The organism is Dyadobacter fanqingshengii, assembly GCF_023822005.2.
In the GTDB taxonomy this organism is placed as follows: domain Bacteria; phylum Bacteroidota; class Bacteroidia; order Cytophagales; family Spirosomataceae; genus Dyadobacter; species Dyadobacter fanqingshengii.
The window spans coordinates 5,518,924-5,535,767 of sequence record NZ_CP098806.1; the positions used below are offsets into that span (position 1 = coordinate 5,518,924).

Consider the following 16,844-nt stretch of genomic DNA (forward strand, 5'->3'; position numbering starts at 1 on the left):
AACCCTTCTCTTAAAATTCAGTATTTGTTCACCAATATATATGCAAAGATGTTAATAGAACTGGTTGTTTTTGACATGGCGGGGACCACGGTTAAGGACAAAAATTTTGTAGGAATTGCGTTTCAGCAAGCAATGCAATCGCAAGGTTATGACATTGCCATCGAAGATGTAAATCCTTTGATGGGATATGAAAAGCCACTGGCTATCAGGATGATGCTGGAAACGCGCGAAGCGGATAAGGCCAAAATCACAGATGTGCTGGTAAACGACATACACACGCATTTCGTGAACGGAATGATCCAGTTTTACAGCACCACGCAGGAAATAGGGCCATTGCCACATGTGGAAGAAACTTTTGCAACATTGCGGGAGGCTGGCGTGAAGATCGCTCTGAACACTGGATTTTCAAGGGACATTGCAGATGTGATCATCGACCGGCTTGGCTGGGTGGATAAAATTGACTGCCTGGTAGCTAGCGACGAAGTGCCCTTTGGTCGCCCATATCCGGATATGATCAATAAAATTAGAAAAGAACTTAATATAACATCGGCTGCAAACGTCGCCAAAGTAGGTGATACTGAGGTGGATATTAATGAAGGAATCAATGCAGGCTGCAAATTTGTAATCGGGATAACAACCGGCGCATTCACGGCTGACCAGCTGCTTCCTTACAAGCCCACGCACATTATCGACGACATTTCGGATGTGGTTGCCATCATTTCAGAAAGTCCGGCTTTTGCTGGCGAGATTCACAAATAGCAAATTTTAACAACATCAGGATGAGTAAATCTGCTATTGTTATTGGAGCAGGCATTGTAGGATTAGCCACGGCAAGGGCTTTGGTGTCAAGAGGTTACCAGGTTACGGTGATCGAGCGTTCTTCGAAAGCTGTGGGCGCGTCTATCCGGAATTTCGGAATGGTGTGGCCGATCGGGCAGCCGGAAGGAACATTATATAATAGAGCATTGAAAGCCAAAAGCATTTGGAAAGAAACGCTGACGGAGGCTAAATGCTGGTTTTATGAAGGTGGAAGCTTGCACATGGCATATCAGAATGATGAGCTGGAAGTGATCAAGCAGTTTGTTGAGGTGAGTGCTTACCGGCCTGTGAAGGTCCTGAGTGCTGCTGAAACTTTGGAAATGTCGCCTGCGGTGAATGGAAACGGCTTGTTAGGGTCCTTATATTCTGCCGATGAAATGATCGTCGACCCGCGGGAGGCCATTGCGGGCGTTGCGCGTTACTTACAGGACAAGTGGAGTGTGACTTTTCATTGGGACACCGCCATTTCGCAAATCAATTATCCGCATGTTTCATCCGGCTCTAAAAGCTGGTCGGCGGACGAGATTTTTGTTTGCAGCGGGCAGGATTTTGAAACATTATATCCGGCCGAATTTGCAGCTGCGCCTTTGACCAAATGTAAATTACAAATGCTCCGTCTCGAAGCGCAGCCCAACGATTGGAAAATCGGCCCGGCATTGTGCGGCGGACTTTCACTGATCCATTACGACGGTTTCAAAGCCGCACCTTCGCTGGCAGGTTTGAAAGCAAGATATCAGGAAGAATACAGCGAATATCTCAAATGGGGCATTCATGTGATGGCTTCCCAAAACGGTCTGGGCGAGATTACAGTGGGTGATTCGCACGAATATGCACTCACATTTGACCCGTTTGACCGCGAATTTATTAATAAAATGATCCTCGATTACTTGGGCACATTTGCGCAGTTCAAATCGCCCAAAGTTTCCCAAACCTGGAACGGGATCTATCCGAAAATGAAGAACGGCAAGACGGAAATCGTCTTAAAGCCCGAACAAGGCGTTACGATCATCAACGGACTCGGCGGAGCAGGCATGTCGCTCTCTTTCGGTCTTTGCGATGAGGTGATCGGCGGGACTTACAGTGAAACCTAAACCCTTAATTTATGTTGCTCAGAATTTCGTTTCTCTTATCATTTGCAGCGTTTTCCACAATTTGTTTTGGCCAAAAAGACAGGCCTAAAGGCATTGAGCATGTGATTGTTATCGGTGTGGATGGGCTTAGTCCGGACGGGATTAACAAAGGAAAATCGCCCGTGTTGCACGATATGATCGCCAACGGCAGCGTTAAATGGAATGTGCGCACGGTGCTCACTTCCGCCAGCAGCCAGAACTGGGCTTCCATGATCATGGGCGCGGGACCTGAGCAACATGGCATTATCAACAATGACTGGGAAATTGACAAGCACACTTTGCCGCCGATCGTGCAGGAAAAGGACGGGCGCTTTCCCACAATTTTCAGTATATTTCATAAAGCGAATCCCAAGGCGGAAATTGGCGTAGTGTACCATTGGGATGGATTTGGAAGGCTATTCCAAAAAGACGCAGTGAATCACGACAAGCGTTTTGGCACTGAGGATTCCACTGCCACTGATTTTGTCAATTATATCAAAACCAAAAAACCTGCACTGGGTTTTGTACATTTTGATCACGTAGACCACGCCGGCCATCACGGCGGCCACGGCTCAGCAGAATATTATCAGTCCGTCGCCAAAGCCGATTCGCTGATCGGAAAAATACTTTCCGGTCTGAAAGATGCCGGGATTATGGACAAAACATTGGTGATCATCTGGGCGGACCATGGCGGCATTAATAAAGGCCATGGCGGCGCAACGCCCCAGGAAGCCGAAATTGCCGGGATTTTTTATGGTAAGGATGTTAAAAAAGGATATAAGATCGAGCAGGAAGTTTATACTTACGACCTCGCTTCCACCATTGCATTTGTGCTTGGCATTCAGCAACCCTATGCCTGGATCGGTCGTCCTGTGAAACCTGCATTTGAAGGCCTTAAAGAGCCGGAAAATCTTTGGAAAGGCGAGAAATAGAAAAATATGGTTCAGCACAACAGAACAGAAGGAGATATCAACTTATCGGAGGCGCGCCGTGACTGGTATGCCGTGATGAGCGATCCCGAAACTGTTTCTTATCTGGAAGAAGATGCGGAGCATTTCCTGCACCAGTCGTTGTCGACGCCTTGCCTGGATGTGCTGGCTTCCTGTGAGGGGATTTATCTGACTGATATTCAAGGCAAAAGTTACATGGATTTCCACGGCAACAATGTGCACCAGCTCGGTTACCGGAATCCTTATATCATTGAAAAAATAAAAGAACAACTCGATATCCTGCCTTTTTCGCCGAGGCGATACTCCAATGTTCCGGCGATTGAGCTCGCAAAGAAACTGGGAAGTCTGCTCCCAGGAAACCTCAAACGCGTGCTTTTCGCGCCGGGAGGCACTTCGGCGATCAGTATGGCGCTGAAACTGGCGCGGATCGTGACGGGAAAGCATAAAGTTGTTTCGCTTTGGGATTCCTTTCACGGCGCTTCGCTGGACGCCATTTCTGCTGGAGGTGAACTGGATTTTCGCAAGGATATGGGCCCTCTAATGCCCGGCGTGGAGCGCATTCCGCCGCCTATGACTTACCGCGGACCATTTGCCGCTGCGGGCAACGGCGATCTGGCTTACGCGGATTATCTGGAATATGTCATTGAAAAAGAAGGTGATATAGGTGCTTTTTTAATTGAAACGATCAGAAACACAGACGTTCAGATTCCTTCGCAAGCTTATTGGAAGAAAGTCCGCGAAATCTGCACGAAGCATAATGTTTTGCTCATTCTCGACGAGATCCCGATCGCATTTGGGAGAACGGGCAAAATGTTTGCATTTGAGCATTACGACATTGAGCCGGACATTGTTTGTCTGGGAAAAGGATTGGGCGGAGGCGTAATGCCCATGGCCGCCATCGTGGCCCGCGACACGCATAACATTGCCCAAAGCGTTTCGCTGGGGCATTTTACACATGAAAAAAGTCCGCTGGGGAGCGTAGCTGCATTGGCCATGCTCGACTATATGGAGCAAAACCGGATCCTGGAAAAAGTGCAGGAAGACGCCGTTTTCATGGCCGCTGAATTACAAAAATTACAAGATAAATTTCCCTTGATCGGGGATGTGAGGGGCGTGGGATTGTTGTGGGGGATTGAATTAGTAAGAGACAAAGACACCAAGGAAAAAGCCGTAAAGGAAGCTGAAATTGTGATGTACGAATGCCTTAAAAATGGTTTGAGTTTCAAAGTTTCGCAGGGAAATGTGCTGCAATTATCGCCGCCGCTGATCATCAGCCGCGGGCAGTTGCGCGAAGCCTTGCTGATCCTTGAAAACGCCCTTGGGAAGGCCTCCGTCTTTGTGTAATTCATAAAAACCAGTGCTATGCGTTTACAAAAAGCATTGCAGCGTTCCAACACGCTGTTCATTGCCTGGGCTGTCATTGCCTCATTTGGAGCTTATTTTTGCATGTATGCGTTCCGGAAACCCTTTAATGCAGGTCTTTATCAGGGACTCGAACTCGGCGACGTCAGTTACAAAGCGATCCTGATCATTGCGCAGGTTGCGGGTTATACACTTTCTAAATTCGCAGGGATCAAGGTCATTTCCGAGTTGCAACACAGCTCCCGGATCAAGCTTATTCTTTCTTTAATCCTTGTTGCTGAAATCGCATTGCTTTTCTTCGGACTTGTTCCTTACCCTTACAATTTTATTTTCCTGTTTATCAATGGCCTGCCTCTCGGCATGGTTTATGGTGTTGTTTTTAGCTTTCTGGAAGGTCGCAGGTTTACGGAAATGCTTGCTATGGGGCTGAACATCAGCGTTGTGGTGGCTTCGGGGATTTTGAAAACTACTTACATTGAACTCCACACCATGCTTCCCGGTATTTCGGAATTCTGGATGCCGGTGTTTATGGGCGCATTGTTCCTGCCGTTTTTCTGCTTTTTTGTATGGATGCTTTCGGTTATTCCAAAACCCACGCAGGAAGACATTCAGCTGCGAACCGAGCGGAAGCCGATGACGAGAGAGGATAAGCGACTTGTTATGGCGCAATTTGGCTTTCCGATCGTTTGTCTGGTCGTTTTCTACGCAACGCTTGTCGTATTGCGCGATTTCCGGGACAATTTTACCATTGAAATATGGAACGAGATCGATGCAAACTGGGGAAGCAGCGTTTTCACGACAACGGAAATGATCACCGGAGTTGTGGTGCTCGTGATTATCGGCAGTCTGGCTTTTGTACGCGACAATGTCAAGGGTTTCCGCCTTACCAACCTGATCCTGTTCTCCTCTATTTTCCTGATGGGCGCTGGGACTTTCCTGTTTCAGCAAGGGAAAATCAATGGCTTTTACTGGATGCTAATGGTGGGATTGGGGACTTTCCTGGCGTACACAGTGCTGCAAACGGTTATTTTTGAGCGCATGATCGCCCTTTTCAGGATGAAGGCCAATGCAGGGTTTTTCGTTTATATCTGCGAAAGCATTGGTTATCTCGGAAGTGTGGCTCTGCTGCTGTATAAGGAGTTCTTCATGAAAGACCTGAGCTGGTCCAAAGTGCTGATGCAGTTCACTTACATTCAATTCTTCCTTGGCTTTGTACTGCTGGCATGTGCCAACATTTACCTGGAAAAAATCAGAACCTCACGCGACCAGAAAGCAGACGATTCCAGCCTGGCGGCTGCATAATTTCGAATTGCACTTTCTAAAAGGCACAAAAAAAGGAGAACTAAGCGGTTCTCCTTTTTAATCTCAATTTCACCTTAATAACTGATTCTCTAACTATTTTGCAACTTTCAGTTCCACAATGGAAGCTTTCTGTGCTGGCGTGTACTTAGCATAATCATTAGTTGCTTTTTCACGTTGTGGAGCCGGCGTTTCAAGGGTCTGTGCCGCAGCAGGCAATGTATTTGTTGTCGCTACTTTTGTTTTATCTTCTATGTTTGCAAATGCAAAAGTAGTGCTGAGCGCCATAGCGCAAACGAATGTTGTGATTGAATTTTTCATAGCTTAATCTTTTTTAAATCTTGTCTTTGTCTTATTTGACTGTACAAATGTAAGTCAATCTAATGGATGCTTGTTGGATTTTTTCAATAAGTGAGCTTATGGTAATATGAATGGTTCTAATTGATGATGAGTAATTTAAAGGTATTTACGAGGTCCAGTTAGATTTTGAAATACGATTTTTCCGAGGAAAGTTAATTTTTATTTAACATTGGAATAGTGCAATAATGTAAGATGTATTAGGAAATAAATTTTCCCTAAATTGTGGGCATGGCTAAACTTATCAATCTCCGACCGTTTAAAGAATTTTTACAATCAGGATCAGCGGGTGGAATTATCCTCATTATATGCGTCATCGTTTCGCTGATCATTGCCAACACAGGTGCGGGCCCGGAATTGGAAGCTTTGCTGGCCAGCGAGCTGGGATATCATTTCGGAAACATTCACCTTAAATATTCCTTGCTGATCTGGATCAATGACGGTTTGATGGCGATCTTTTTTCTGATGGTGGGATTAGAGATAAAGAGAGAGTTGGTTGAGGGAGAATTATCATCTTTGAAGAAGGCAGCATTGCCCATTTTCGCGGCGCTTGGGGGTGTGATCGTGCCCGCGGTGATTTTTTCAATTTTCAATAAAAATACGCCGACCGCCGGGGGCTGGGGAATTCCCATGGCCACAGACATCGCTTTTGCGATTGCCATCATTACCATGTTGGGCAAAAAAGTGCCTGCCTCACTAAAAATTTTCCTCGCCGCACTCGCCATTGTAGACGATTTAATGGCCATTCTGGTCATTGCTGTTTTTTACTCTTCCGATCTGCATTACACTTACTTGCTTTACGCGGGAGGAATTTTTGGTGTACTATTGATATTCAATAAACTCGGCGTCAAAAACCTCGCAGCATATCTTATCCCTGGCCTATTTATCTGGTATTTTATCCATCATTCCGGTGTACATGCAACCATTGCAGGCGTGCTCACAGCATTTGCGATTCCTACAACGCCCGACGCCACAGAATCGCCATTGGAAAAGCTGGAACATATTCTGATGACTCCCGTCAATTTTGTGATTATGCCGGTTTTTGCATTGGCTAACACCAACATTGCGTTAGAAAGCTCCATGATCCAAGGGCTCACAACGCCTCTGGGACTGGGCATAATATTGGGATTGGTTGTGGGGAAACCGGTGGGAATAACAGCACTTTCCTGGTTGTCTGTAAAGCTGGGAATCAGCGCCAGACCGCACGGCGCGGGCTGGCTTCATATCATCGGCGTGGGCATGTTGGGAGGAATTGGCTTCACCATGTCCGTTTTCATTGCGCTGCTTTCCTTCGCTGGTCAGGATATGATCCTATCCGAAGCCAAATTTTCCATCCTGACCGGCTCTATTTTGTCTGGCTTAATGGGATATGCGATGCTGACCTGGGTTAGCAAAAAGTCTGCTAAATAATGAGTAACCGCCTTATTCCGTTTTTGCTTTGATCAGGATATATTCGATTTTATTGCCGTTGCCAAATGCTGAGATCTGAGAATATTTTTCATAATTATCCCACCTTTTGAGTTGCTTTTCATCAATGTTCGGCTTAATGCTTTCTTTCAGGTTAAGTATTCCCAGCACAACACGGTCTTCAAAATCATAGTCGGAAAGTTTATTCAGCTGGATCTGATCGGCGATCTCATTGATATAAATAATTTCCACCTTTCCCTCGCGATAGATCATTTTAGGGCATTTTTCACACCCTGCAACCTCATCCTTATAATAACTGTCCAGCGTCCCTTTACCCAAAACCGCTTCCACCTCTTCCATATTGCGCAGCGCAACTTTTGGTAAATCCAGTTCAACAGTCACCGGAGCGTTTTCGTCGCCGTCACCGAGCACGAAGAATTTAATAAAAATGGCAACGAGAATAATAACAAAGGCAATGAATTTCCAATTTGCCCATTTACGCTTAACAGTAGCTTTTTCCATGAGGATGGCTTGATTTTTTAATAAACCGAGAATCTTTAAGGTTACACAAAGAATATCATGCCAGTCGCATATGGACAGAATTATTGAAACACCGGAATCCAATTACGGACAACTCACCATTGCCGAAGCTAAGCTCATCCAGGAAAATTTGGGGGAGCAGATTAATCTTTCGCCTATGGAGGGGGAAATTAAGACCATCGCGGGTGCCGATATTTCTCTGGACATAAACAGCGAGAAGGTTTATGCCGGCATGGTTGTCCTCAGCTATCCCGATTTGGAGCCGATCGCTTATTCGCTCGTCGAAACCATCAATATGTTCCCTTATGTGCCGGGTTATCTCGCTTTCCGCGAAATTCCAGCCCTATTGAAGGTTTACGAACAAATTCCGGTGAAGCCGGATTGCATTATGTTTGACGGAAACGGGATTCTGCACGCACGCAGGCTTGGAATCGCCACCCACTTCGGCGTTCTCACCGATACGGTAACATTGGGCTGTGCCAAGAAGAAGCTGGCCGGAAATTACGCCGATCCGGGTGAAATGAAAGGAGAATATTCGCTGGTAACTGATAAAGGCGACACGATTGGATATGCACTTAGAAGCAAGTTGAATGTGAAGCCTGTTTTTATATCGCCCGGACACAAAATGAGTCTTAAAGACAGTATGGACATTACTTTGCAATGTCTTGGGAAACACCGGCTTCCGGAACCCACCCGCAGGGCGCATGAGTTTGTGAACAGGTTCCGGATCGGCGAATTGAAAGAAGGCTTTCACGAGTTGGAACAGTAAAGCCTGTTCTGGCCTATTTAAATGTTTTATCGATCTCGTCTAAAAGATAGGTTTTGGAGTCGGAATCGTATTCCCAGAACATCACGCCTGCTAACTTTTTGTCCAACACATATTTACATTTTTCCCGGACAGACTGCTCGTCGTCGTAGCTTAACACATCACCTGTTTTCGCATTGAGCAGATAAGGCGCTTTTGCAACTTCATCCCGGTATTCTTTGAAACCGTTTTTGTTGACCATGCTATCCTTGATCATTGTGTAACCATCCACATATTTTTGGGAAATCTGTTTTTGGCCAAGGCCTTTATCCAGCTTCGCAACCCTGAACATGCGTCCGTAAAACGGAAGGCCTACAACAAGTTTGTTCATCGGAACGCCTTCTGCCGAAAATGCTTTCACTGCATTATCCACAGAATGACTTGCTTTATAAATGTCAGAGTTATACAAAGCGGCGTGATGCACCGCAGTATCACCCTGGAAAAGGTCGTAAGTCATCATATTCACATAATCCAGATAAGCCGCGGCTTTGCCCATTTCAACCACTTTCAGAAAGGACGTGAAGCCCGGAACAGCCGTGGTAAGCAGCTTTTTCTTGCCCGATTCTTTTTCAAAAACATCCAGTTCTTTGCGGATTGCTTCGAACATTAATGTGAAATTCTGCTTATCCTCGGGTCGGTAAACGTTGCCGTCTTCGCCAGGCATGCCGGGATATTCCCAGTCAATGTCCACGCCGTCGAGGTCGTATTTTTTAATAATGTCAACAGAACTCGCTGCGAAGACTTTCCGGGAAGCTTCTGTTAAGACGGCGTCAGAGAAATTTTCACTCCATGTCCAGCCGCCCAGGGAAATCAGGATTTTAAGGTCCGGGTTCTTCTCTTTCAGTAATTTAAGGTTACGGAAGTTAGTGGAATCTGTTTTTTCATTGGTTAAAAAAGCTTTTCCTTTTTGCACATCTACAAATGCATAGTTAATGTGCGTAAGCTTTTCAACTTCAATGCGATCGGTGTTCACAAGCCCGCGGAATCCGCCTACATAACCAATCACAACCGGCTTGGTCGCCGAGCTGTCAGCCGTGGCGGTTTCCTCCTTTTTCTCTTCTGATTTGCAGGCAGTTGTGAGCAACAACGGCGAAAGCACCAGCATTGCCGCAAGGGATGGGAGCAGGGTTTTGGTAAATTTTAAAAAAAGCATGGGATCAGGTTATGGTTGAAGCGATAAAGTAACTATTACTTCAAAACATCTCCTAATATGTTTTTTACTTAGAATAACGGGTCATCCCGCGTGTAGGGTTTCCAGTTTTTGCAAAGCTTTATGCATGTCGACGCCCTTGCCTAATACGCCTTTGAAAAGATCTCCTTTTTCCTCCACGCGTTCCAGCATATTTTTAATAGTAAAATCTTTGGGACTCAATCCATGCTTCACCTCGCTCCATTCCAACGGCGCCGAAACGGTTGCTCCCGGCTTAGGGCGCACGCTATATGCGGATGCGAGCGTCTGCGCGATCCGGTTTTGCAGGAAATCGACGTAAATATGATTCTTCTTGCGCTTGGCCAGTGAGCGTTCCAGTGTCGTGATCTCCGGCAGCCTTTCCGTTACCATTGTGGCCAGGATCTCGGCGAAATCACGGCTTTCGTCATAAGTATATTTTTTGCCAAAAGGAATGTAAACGTGCAGTCCGCGCGAACCGGAGGTTTTGCAAAAGCCGGTCATGCCTGTCTGGTCGATAATGTCCTTAATAACGAGCGCAACGTCCACAACATCCTCGAATGTGTTTTTTTCGGACGGGTCAATGTCCATCACAATGTAATCCGGGTTATCGAGCTTGTTAATGGTCGAATTCCAGGGATTCATTTCTATGCAGCCCATATTGGCAATATAAAGCAGACTTTCGAGATCATTGCACACGAAATAGTTGACCATTTTCCCGGTCGATTCAGCCAGGATTTCCTCTGTCTTGATCCAGTCGGGAATATTGTCTCCCGCATCTTTTTGAAAAAAGCTGGGCTCGTTAATTCCGTTTGGATTACGGCGCAATGAGAGCGGGCGGTTTTTGAGATAGGGCAGAATGTACGGCGCGATAATGCTGTAATATTCCAGCAATTCGCCTTTGGTAATGTTTTCGTCCGGCCAGTAGATCTTGTCCAGATGCGTAAGCTCCGCTTTCTTTTTCATATCAGGATGCTTTACGTTTCGGCGCGCTCAAACTTTCTTTCAACTGGGCCATCAGATCCTTGCTTTTCGAATGCACGATCTTCATTTTCGGTGTCGCCGGTTTTTTGCCTTTGGCTTTGGCCATAATCAGTTTCAGCAGCGACTCATTGTACGTATCCTTATAATTTGAAATGTCGAAATCAGTGGTGAGCTGTTCAATAAGCTGCACAGCCATAGCCATTTCAGCAGGCTTTATTTTAATATCCGGAATGTTCAGCTCTTCCGTATCGCGGATCTCGTCCTGAAACCTTATTTTATTTAAAATCAAGAGATCGCCAGCGGCTTTTATCAAAACCAGACTTTCGCGATTACGCAAAACATAAGTTCCCAAACCAGCTTTACCCGTTTTTTTCAGTGCGTCGCGCAACAATGCATAAGGTTTGCCGCCCGATTTTTCGGGCTGGAGATAATACGGGGTTTCGTAGTAAATGCTGTCAATGTCTTTTTCATTGACAAATTCAGCAATTTCAATGATCTTGGTTTTTTCCGGACTTGCTTTCTCAAAATCCTTGTCGTCCAGCACAACATATTCGTCATCAACCTTATAGCCTTTCACAATGTTGTCCCAATCCACTTCTTTGCCTGTGTTGGCATTAACGCGGTGATACTTGATGTTCGCGTGATCTTTTTTGTCCAGCATATCCAGATCCAGCTCGCTTTGCTGGGTTGCGCTGAAAAGTTTGACGGGAATGCTGACAAGGCCAAATCCGATGGCCCCGGACCAAATTGCTCTCATATCTTTCGTCGAAAGTGATCAATTGTTTTGAAAGACAACTCGTTAAAAATCCGTGCCGCGTCACTGTCCGAGCCAGCTTTTGAACGCGCCCATCCGCTCGCGGCTGATCAGAATGTCATTATCCGCACAGTTTTCCAGATTTACTTTCAAGCGGCTGTTGGAGTAAGTGAAAACGTCTTTAATGGCTTTGAAAAAACCGGCTTTCCCGGTCACAGCATTTCCCCATTTCTGACGCAGCGAAATCTCCGAATCCCAGCTTGACGGGGCTTTTTCCCAATCGAAATTTTGTCTGACCAAAGACTGGTAAGGAGCCAGATTGTAATAGTTTGCAGAGGCAGTTAGCGCGCGGTTGTTTTTAACCAATGTTTGCGTGTAGCCGTCACCCAGAGACATTATGCTCACATCGCCCTGGTTCCTGAGCGGCAGGTCCAGCGTGTTCAATGCCAGTGTCGACGAAAGCGCCTGGCCATATTCCGCAGAATATCCGCCCGTGCTGAAAAATGAACCTTTGAATAAATTCGGGCTGAAACGTGCCCGGGTAGGAACATTGGAAGTGGTGCTGCCAAACGCATTTCCTACTTGCAGGCCATCAATATAGATTGCAGTTTCCGAAGCGTCGCCTCCGCGTACAAACAGTCGCCCGTCGCTACCAACAGTGGAAGTGCCCGGCAATGTGAGTAATGCTGCCGTAATGTTGCCCATAGCACCGGAAGTCGTAACAATGTCCAGCGGTTTCAGCACCACTGATTTTTTCTCATCGCCCGCCTCCATGGCACCTGCCGAAATGGTGACCGCATTCAGCTGGTTTATGACTTCGTTCAGTAGAATATTGAGGTCCAGTGGCTGCCCGTTGAGTTCCAATTCCAGTTCCTGACTTTTGGAGCCAATAGCCTGAACATTTAATGTTTGTGTGCCGGTTTCAGCGGTGTTCAAATGGAACCGTCCTTCCGTATCAGAAGTTGTCCCGTCATAAGCGCCTTTCAGGTAAATGTTTACACCCGGAACAGCGATTCTTTTCTGATCGGTTATCCGACCGGAAATAGCAGTCTGGGCAATGCAGTGATATGCAGTAAGGATTAACAGCAGTGTAAGGAAGATTTTCATAACGGCCTGGTTTGTTCCAAAATTCGGCAGAAAGAAAACCTTGTAAAATCCAAGATTACCGAAGTTCATAAAGGGCCATATGAAGTGCGGAAATTGTTGTCCGAAGTCCAATTCCGAAGGGTCAGAATTGCGGAATTTCAGTAGTCACTTCTGGTGATAAATGGCATTTGCTTTCACTTTTTTCATACTTAATATAAATTTTTTTTTAATTCTGCAAAATGCTTGAAATCAGCATTTTAATTTTTTATATTTCATCTTGGCAGACCAAAAAGTGTGGATAGATGAAGGTCGTAATGCGGTTGAGTGGCTTGTCTGGCATGTTTATTTATTTACTCTCGACAAGACAATTTCAAAAACGACTAATTCTTAACAGATATAACATGATCGCTACACTTGGAAATAATGCAATCAATACGTTGAAGCCTGGCGCAGTTCTTACAGTAACAGGCGCCAATAGTGAAACAGAGGCGCAGAGAGAAGTGGCAGATTTTCTGCAGTTAAGTAACAGGACTGATCTTGGTTATTTTCTTATTTCAAAGGATTACTTTTTGTTGTATTTGAAATCGGAAAGTTCGTTAAGTGGGATTGCTTAAAGCGATAACTTTTTCTATTAAAAAAGACATGGTACAATCAAGTACATTTCAAATGCTGGGCCAGAAGCTCATTAACATTATTATTCACAGAGACGACGTAGTAAAAATAGCACCGATTAAAAGAGGACGCGGTTGCATTATTTATCTGAAAAACAAGGTTCCGTATGCCGTAAGCGAAACCGAGCGCGAAGTTTATAAAAAGCTGGACTGGATCGCGGCATGAACCCGATCCGTTGTCATGAAAATATAGAGGCTTCCACGGGGGCCTCTTTTTGTTGCTGGCTGGTGAGATAAATCCAATTCGCCCGAACCTCCAAACACTTATCCGCGTTACAACAGCTTAATGCTACGCCACATCACTTAATAATGTCCAAAAAAACTTACTTCTTTCTCATCCTGATCCTGGGCAGTTTGACAGCGCTTGGGCCATTCTCAATCGATATGTATCTGCCCGGTTTTCCGGCCATTGCCAAAGACCTGCATACAACTGCTGCCAAAGTTTCACTCTCATTATCTGGTTTTTTTGTAGGGATTTCGCTGGGGCAGTTACTATATGGCCCGTTGCTTGACAGATTCGGGCGTAAAAAGCCGCTGTTCATTGGTCTGGTCGTTTACATTCTGGCCTCGGCGGGTTGCGCCATGGCGACCAGCATTAACGACCTGATTTTGCTTAGGGTTATCCAGGCAATCGGAAGCTGCGCGGCCACGGTTGCGTCTGTTGCCATGGTCAGGGATCTTTTTCCGGTGAAGGATAATGCAAAGGTTTTTTCGCTGCTGTTATTAGTTGTGGGTGTTTCGCCTATGATCGCACCAACGGTCGGTGGATATGTTACGGATGCGTTCGGCTGGCATTCGGTGTTCTGGATACTGACCGGCATGGGCGTTGCTATTTTGCTGGCAACTGTGCTTTGGTTACCTGATAGTTATAAGCCGGATAAATCGCTTTCCCTGAAACCAAAGCCGATTTTGCTCAATTTCCTGCAAGTGATTCGTGAACCGCAGTTTTACACCTATGCATTAACAGGCGCTGTTGCATTTTCCGGATTGTTCGCTTATGTGGCGGGTTCGCCGCTCGTTTTTATGGAAGTTTTTCATACAGACGGTAAAGTTTACGGCTGGATATTTGCTTTCCTTTCTATTGGATTTATCGGTTCAAGTCAGTTGAACACATTGTTTTTGAGGAAATTCACCAGTGAGCAAATCGTGAATACGGCACTCATTTGCCAGGTTGTTGTCAGCTTTGCGTTCCTTGCAGCCGCATTAACAGGCTTGTTAACGCTGCCAGTCGTGATCGTTTTTCTGTTCTTTTTCCTTTGCTGCATTGGTTATACTTATCCAAACGCCGCTGCGCTTTCGCTGGCGCCTTTTACCAGGAATGCAGGCAGTGCATCCGCATTAATGGGGGCTTTTCAGATGGGAGCAGGCACATTGATTTCCATTGTGATCAGTTTATTTGAAGAACCTTCTGTTGTACCAATGGTCGCAGCCATGGCCGGTTCTTCGCTTCTGGCGCTTTCTGTGCTGGTTTTCGGCAGGCGTTTTATTAAAGAAAAAGTGGAAGTGCAGCAGGGCGCAGACGCCGCGATCATGCACTAAAACCGGTTTTCCTGACTTTATTTGTGCATGAATTATTTCAAAAATCTCCTCGACTTACTCAAAACAGAAAGAGAAGAAGATAAGGCTTCTTACCAGCGACTGACTGAGCGATCGTCCGTTTCGGAGCGTCGCGCTGGTGGATTAAGCTGGTATCCGATTGCTATACGCGGCTCGGAAATGAGCCGTGGCGATTATCTCACGGTCGAGGTCGAGCGGACTACGCATCAGGATATTTCGCATCAGCTCCGGTTTGGCATGCCGGCAGTTTTGTTTTCCAATCATGAGCCAAAAAAGGACCGGTTGGAAGGCATTGTCACGCATCAAGGTGGTAACAGGCTGAAAATCACATTGCGGACGGACGAATTGCCGGAATGGTCGCGCGATGGAAAGCTAGGCATCGATCTGCTTTTTGACGACAATAGTTACGACGAAATGCAAGGCGCCATTAAATCGGCAGCTGCGTTGCTTGAAAATGAGAAGGAAGGGCGCTTGGTGAAAATCCTTACCGGCGAAAAATCGCCGTCTTTCAACCAGGAACTTCCTGAAATATCAATCCCAAAACTAAACAGCTCACAAAATGAGGCTGTTAATAAAATTCTTGCCGCTTCGGACCTGGCCATTGTGCACGGGCCTCCGGGAACGGGGAAAACCACCACATTGGTGCAAGCGATCAAGGCATTGCTCAAACAAGGTCGTCAGCAGATCCTGGTTGTTGCGCCTAGTAACACGGCTGTGGACTTGCTCAGTGAGAAATTAACGGACGAAGGTTTGAATGTGCTGAGAGTCGGCAATCCTGTTCGCGTTTCGGAGCGGTTAATGTCGCTGACGCTGGATAGCAAAATCGCTGCGCACACGCGTATGAAGGATATTAAGACATTGAAAAAACAGGCAAACGAATACAAAAACCTCGCGCACAAATACAAAAAGAACTTCGGAAAGGCTGAACGCGATCAGCGGAAAGCGCTTTTTGACGAGGCCCACAAAATCATGAAAGAAGTGGCAAGCGTAGAGCAGTATGCGATTGATGATATTTTGAGCAAAGCGCAGGTGATCACGGCAACATTGGTTGGCGCTAACCATTACACAGTCAGGAATTTAAAATACAAAACAGTTGTGATCGATGAGGCCGGTCAAGCCTTGGAGCCGGCTTGCTGGATCCCGATTTTGAAAGCTGAAAAAGTAGTGCTGGCAGGAGATCATTTTCAATTGGCGCCGACGATTAAGTCGAGTGAAGCCGCGAAGAACGGCCTGAGCACAACATTACTGGAAAAATGTGTTTCGCTGCATCCCGAATCCGTGATTTTGCTGGAAGAGCAGTATCGGATGAACGAGGCGATCATGGGATATTCTTCCCAAATATTTTACCAAAACAAACTCAAAGCCAACGTTTCTGTCGCCCGGCATTTGGTGTTTCCTAATGATGCGCCATTAGCATTCATTGATACGGCAGGTTGCGGTTTTGATGAAAAACTGGAAGGAACAAGCTCCACGAATCCCGATGAGGCTGCGTTTCTATTCAAACATTTGACCCAATATGTAACGGAACTGACGCAATCAAAGAGCTTTAAAGCAGAAGATTTCCCAAGCATTGCAGTGATTTCTCCATATAAAGAGCAAATAGGGTTACTTAAAGAACAACTGGCTCATAATGCTCTCTTACAGTCCTTTACAGATAAAATTTCGGTTAATACAATTGATAGTTTCCAAGGGCAGGAGCGCGACATTGTTTACATCAGCATGACCCGAAGCAATCCCGAGGGCGAGATCGGTTTCCTTTCCGACATTCGCCGGATGAATGTGGCCATGACGCGTGCGCGGAAAAAACTGGTCGTGATCGGCGATAGCGCTACCCTTTCCAATCTGCCATTTTATTCTGATTTTATCTCCTATGCCGAGAGCTTGAATGCTTACCAGAGCGCGTGGGAATTCGCGGATATCTGACCTTTCGAAAAATTGCTTTTGACATTTAGATGCAACCCATTTATATTTAAAAG

Annotated in this window: 17 protein-coding genes; 11 read left to right on the plus strand and 6 right to left on the minus strand. The window is 45.9% G+C overall.

The features are described from left to right. Positions 1 to 48 precede the first annotated feature (48 nt). The 5 genes from NFI81_RS23115 to NFI81_RS23135 are packed head-to-tail and all read left to right on the plus strand — an operon-like array spanning position 49 to position 5,542. Positions 49 to 759 carry an HAD family hydrolase gene (locus tag NFI81_RS23115; RefSeq protein WP_234615847.1) on the plus strand — a complete coding sequence of 237 codons (711 nt, stop codon included), beginning with the start codon at positions 49 to 51 and terminating at the stop codon, positions 757 to 759. A gap of 20 nt (positions 760 to 779) precedes the next feature. After that, positions 780 to 1,910 carry a TIGR03364 family FAD-dependent oxidoreductase gene (locus NFI81_RS23120; RefSeq protein WP_234615848.1) on the plus strand — a complete coding sequence of 377 codons (1,131 nt, stop codon included), beginning with the start codon at positions 780 to 782 and terminating at the stop codon, positions 1,908 to 1,910. Between the two features lie 11 nt (positions 1,911 to 1,921). Continuing rightward, a complete protein-coding gene (locus NFI81_RS23125) occupies positions 1,922 to 2,860 on the plus strand; it encodes an alkaline phosphatase family protein (protein ID WP_234615849.1) in 939 nt (312 codons plus the stop codon). 6 nt (positions 2,861 to 2,866) lie between these two features. Further along, positions 2,867 to 4,222 carry an aspartate aminotransferase family protein gene (locus NFI81_RS23130; protein ID WP_234615850.1) on the plus strand — a complete coding sequence of 452 codons (1,356 nt, stop codon included), beginning with the start codon at positions 2,867 to 2,869 and terminating at the stop codon, positions 4,220 to 4,222. An 18-nt stretch (positions 4,223 to 4,240) separates the two neighbouring features. Further along, positions 4,241 to 5,542 carry a DUF5690 family protein gene (locus NFI81_RS23135; protein ID WP_234615851.1) on the plus strand — a complete coding sequence of 434 codons (1,302 nt, stop codon included), beginning with the start codon at positions 4,241 to 4,243 and terminating at the stop codon, positions 5,540 to 5,542. Between the two features lie 93 nt (positions 5,543 to 5,635). Here NFI81_RS23135 and NFI81_RS23140 read toward each other — a convergent pair whose 3' ends face one another. Further along, positions 5,636 to 5,860, minus strand: a complete 225-nt coding sequence (locus tag NFI81_RS23140) for a hypothetical protein (protein ID WP_234615852.1) — start codon at positions 5,858 to 5,860, stop codon at positions 5,636 to 5,638. A 267-nt stretch (positions 5,861 to 6,127) separates the two neighbouring features. Between NFI81_RS23140 and nhaA the strand changes: the two genes are divergently transcribed. Beyond that, on the plus strand, positions 6,128 to 7,306 hold the full coding sequence (nhaA, locus tag NFI81_RS23145; RefSeq protein WP_234615853.1) for a Na+/H+ antiporter NhaA: 1,179 nt from the start codon (positions 6,128 to 6,130) through the stop codon (positions 7,304 to 7,306). A 12-nt stretch (positions 7,307 to 7,318) separates the two neighbouring features. On the opposite strand, the gene NFI81_RS23150 is transcribed toward nhaA, so the two are convergent. Continuing rightward, positions 7,319 to 7,825 carry a hypothetical protein gene (locus tag NFI81_RS23150; protein ID WP_234615854.1) on the minus strand — a complete coding sequence of 169 codons (507 nt, stop codon included), beginning with the start codon at positions 7,823 to 7,825 and terminating at the stop codon, positions 7,319 to 7,321. 70 nt (positions 7,826 to 7,895) lie between these two features. Between NFI81_RS23150 and NFI81_RS23155 the strand changes: the two genes are divergently transcribed. Then, complete coding sequence (locus NFI81_RS23155) at positions 7,896 to 8,612, plus strand: endonuclease V (protein ID WP_234615855.1); 717 nt, start codon at positions 7,896 to 7,898, stop codon at positions 8,610 to 8,612. 13 nt (positions 8,613 to 8,625) lie between these two features. Here the strand turns inward: NFI81_RS23155 and NFI81_RS23160 are convergent, their stop codons facing one another. The 4 genes from NFI81_RS23160 to NFI81_RS23175 all read right to left on the minus strand — a co-directional run bounded on the left by NFI81_RS23160 (position 8,626) and on the right by NFI81_RS23175 (position 12,661). Continuing rightward, positions 8,626 to 9,801, minus strand: coding sequence for a glycoside hydrolase family 18 protein (locus tag NFI81_RS23160; RefSeq protein WP_234615856.1), 1,176 nt, complete (start codon positions 9,799 to 9,801; stop codon positions 8,626 to 8,628). Positions 9,802 to 9,882: 81 nt separating this feature from the next. Next, a complete protein-coding gene (gene ligD / locus NFI81_RS23165; RefSeq protein WP_234615857.1) occupies positions 9,883 to 10,782 on the minus strand; it encodes a non-homologous end-joining DNA ligase in 900 nt (299 codons plus the stop codon). Between the two features lies 1 nt (position 10,783). Beyond that, complete coding sequence (ku, locus tag NFI81_RS23170; protein ID WP_234615858.1) at positions 10,784 to 11,557, minus strand: non-homologous end joining protein Ku; 774 nt, start codon at positions 11,555 to 11,557, stop codon at positions 10,784 to 10,786. A gap of 60 nt (positions 11,558 to 11,617) precedes the next feature. After that, positions 11,618 to 12,661 carry a TonB-dependent receptor gene (locus NFI81_RS23175; protein ID WP_234615859.1) on the minus strand — a complete coding sequence of 348 codons (1,044 nt, stop codon included), beginning with the start codon at positions 12,659 to 12,661 and terminating at the stop codon, positions 11,618 to 11,620. A 380-nt stretch (positions 12,662 to 13,041) separates the two neighbouring features. Between NFI81_RS23175 and NFI81_RS23180 the strand changes: the two genes are divergently transcribed. The 4 genes from NFI81_RS23180 (at position 13,042) to NFI81_RS23195 (ending at position 16,791) form a co-directional block, all read left to right on the plus strand. Next, positions 13,042 to 13,254 (plus strand): hypothetical protein, encoded by a 213-nt coding sequence (locus NFI81_RS23180; RefSeq protein ID WP_234615860.1) that lies wholly within the window; start codon positions 13,042 to 13,044, stop codon positions 13,252 to 13,254. Between the two features lie 28 nt (positions 13,255 to 13,282). After that, entirely contained in the window at positions 13,283 to 13,477 is a 195-nt protein-coding gene (locus NFI81_RS23185; protein ID WP_234615861.1) for a hypothetical protein, read from the plus strand. A 143-nt stretch (positions 13,478 to 13,620) separates the two neighbouring features. Then, complete coding sequence (locus NFI81_RS23190) at positions 13,621 to 14,850, plus strand: multidrug effflux MFS transporter (protein WP_234615862.1); 1,230 nt, start codon at positions 13,621 to 13,623, stop codon at positions 14,848 to 14,850. A gap of 27 nt (positions 14,851 to 14,877) precedes the next feature. Next, positions 14,878 to 16,791: an AAA domain-containing protein gene (locus NFI81_RS23195; RefSeq protein WP_234615863.1), complete on the plus strand. Its 1,914-nt coding sequence runs from the start codon at positions 14,878 to 14,880 to the stop codon at positions 16,789 to 16,791. Positions 16,792 to 16,844 lie beyond the last annotated feature (53 nt).

Bases quoted from the DNA above. Each gene is read 5' to 3' on its own strand.
- ligD (WP_234615857.1), bottom strand. From the start codon at position 10,782: ATGAAAAAGAAAGCGGAGCTTACGCATCTGGACAAGATCTACTGGCCG.
- NFI81_RS23185 (WP_234615861.1), top strand. From the start codon at position 13,283: ATGGTACAATCAAGTACATTTCAAATGCTGGGCCAGAAGCTCATTAAC.
- ku (WP_234615858.1), bottom strand. From the start codon at position 11,557: ATGAGAGCAATTTGGTCCGGGGCCATCGGATTTGGCCTTGTCAGCATT.
- NFI81_RS23120 (WP_234615848.1), top strand. From the start codon at position 780: ATGAGTAAATCTGCTATTGTTATTGGAGCAGGCATTGTAGGATTAGCC.
- NFI81_RS23125 (WP_234615849.1), top strand. From the start codon at position 1,922: ATGTTGCTCAGAATTTCGTTTCTCTTATCATTTGCAGCGTTTTCCACA.
- NFI81_RS23175 (WP_234615859.1), bottom strand. From the start codon at position 12,661: ATGAAAATCTTCCTTACACTGCTGTTAATCCTTACTGCATATCACTGC.
- NFI81_RS23190 (WP_234615862.1), top strand. From the start codon at position 13,621: ATGTCCAAAAAAACTTACTTCTTTCTCATCCTGATCCTGGGCAGTTTG.
- NFI81_RS23180 (WP_234615860.1), top strand. From the start codon at position 13,042: ATGATCGCTACACTTGGAAATAATGCAATCAATACGTTGAAGCCTGGC.
- NFI81_RS23150 (WP_234615854.1), bottom strand. From the start codon at position 7,825: ATGGAAAAAGCTACTGTTAAGCGTAAATGGGCAAATTGGAAATTCATT.
- NFI81_RS23115 (WP_234615847.1), top strand. From the start codon at position 49: ATGTTAATAGAACTGGTTGTTTTTGACATGGCGGGGACCACGGTTAAG.
- NFI81_RS23130 (WP_234615850.1), top strand. From the start codon at position 2,867: ATGGTTCAGCACAACAGAACAGAAGGAGATATCAACTTATCGGAGGCG.
- NFI81_RS23155 (WP_234615855.1), top strand. From the start codon at position 7,896: ATGGACAGAATTATTGAAACACCGGAATCCAATTACGGACAACTCACC.
- NFI81_RS23135 (WP_234615851.1), top strand. From the start codon at position 4,241: ATGCGTTTACAAAAAGCATTGCAGCGTTCCAACACGCTGTTCATTGCC.
- NFI81_RS23140 (WP_234615852.1), bottom strand. From the start codon at position 5,860: ATGAAAAATTCAATCACAACATTCGTTTGCGCTATGGCGCTCAGCACT.
- nhaA (WP_234615853.1), top strand. From the start codon at position 6,128: ATGGCTAAACTTATCAATCTCCGACCGTTTAAAGAATTTTTACAATCA.
- NFI81_RS23195 (WP_234615863.1), top strand. From the start codon at position 14,878: ATGAATTATTTCAAAAATCTCCTCGACTTACTCAAAACAGAAAGAGAA.
- NFI81_RS23160 (WP_234615856.1), bottom strand. From the start codon at position 9,801: ATGCTTTTTTTAAAATTTACCAAAACCCTGCTCCCATCCCTTGCGGCA.